The organism is Corynebacterium sp., assembly GCF_030530965.1.
In the GTDB taxonomy this organism is placed as follows: domain Bacteria; phylum Actinomycetota; class Actinomycetes; order Mycobacteriales; family Mycobacteriaceae; genus Corynebacterium.
In genome coordinates this window covers 1-1267 of the sequence record NZ_JAUMTY010000016.1, presented here as the reverse complement: position 1 = coordinate 1267, position 1267 = coordinate 1, and the positions used below count along the sequence as shown (strand labels likewise).

The 1267-nt window shown below is 60.5% G+C and carries 1 protein-coding gene and 1 pseudogene; both read left to right on the top strand.

Features of this window, described 5'->3' with window-relative positions; all coding sequences use genetic code 11:
* Positions 1-1021 (top strand): VWA domain-containing protein (locus tag Q3981_RS04670; RefSeq protein WP_303124303.1); only part of this gene is annotated, 1021 nt, incomplete at its 5' end.
* Between the two features lie 43 nt (positions 1022-1064).
* Positions 1065-1267: pseudogene (locus tag Q3981_RS04665) on the top strand (hypothetical protein); the annotation flags it as partial.

Here is a 1267-nt window from a genome sequence, read left to right as displayed (position 1 = left end):
CGACGAGAAACGCGACGGAAACAGCGAAGAAGAGAATAACGAGCAGAATAAGAACGCGAATCCGGCCGCAGCACGACCGGACGATGCCGACACCACCTCCGATGAAGAGCCTGGCGCGGATGCGTCCCCCGAGGATTCATCGCCATCGGAGAGCGATTCCGGTGACACGTTGCGCGAGGACCACAACGATCCTCCCCATAATGACGACGCCTCCACGGGAGCGGAAGCCCGGAACACCGACCCCGTCGATAAGCCTGATGACCAGCCCTTAACCATCCCCCACATCCCTCGCCGAGGGCGGACGTCAACCACGGTGTGGCCCGGCCGTAATGGGCCTCGTGGGATCTCCCATCGCGGCCGTGTTCGTCGGGTCATGCCAGCGCGAACCCATGACACCGATCTCGCGATTCTTCCCACCCTCGCTGCAGCGGCGCCGTGGCAACAATTCCGGCATCGCCATCAGGAAGGTCAGCGCAATCAACGTCGAATCATCCTGACTCGCGACGACCTCCGTACGGCCCAACGCGAATCGGCCGGCGGCGAACTGGTCATCATCATCGTTGACGCATCCGGATCCATGGGCCGCGGCGCCATCCGCACGGCGAAATCCACCGCCCTGGAAGTGCTGCAATCGAGCTATCGGGACCGCAGCAAAGTCTGCATCATCGTCGCCCGGGGACATGAAGCAGCAATCGGGCTACCCGTCACCCGGAGCCTGTCACGCGCCCGACGGTGCCTCACCTCACTGCCCACCGGTGGTGGCACTCCCCTTGCATCGGCGCGTCTTCGAGCAGCCAGTATCGCTCAACGGTTTCCACCCGAATTAGTCCGCGTGATCGAACTATCCGACGGCCGGGCCAACGTCGGCCTTCCCCACTCACACGGCAGCCCGGCCGATGACGCCGAGCGGGCGAAGTATGAACTCGATGCCGTGGTGTCATCAGTGACGTGCATACCGGTTTCCTCGCGGGGCCGGTCTCGACGGCGACGCCGACCCCGCAACCGCAATCGTCGAAATTAAACCGGCACAATGAATAAACCAGCAGAATTAACTCAGGACGGCTATGCAATCACCAACGAATCAGCCCCATCACGAAGCTACCCACGCGCCTAAACACGAAACATTCGATATCGACAGTAAGACAAATATTGACCCTAAAGGCTTTACGCGCAACGTCGATAAGTATGTCGAAACATCATTCGGTCTTTACATGGCCAGAGGAGCCGACCATCCACGGTTCGGATATATCGAAGCCTGGTTATTGCG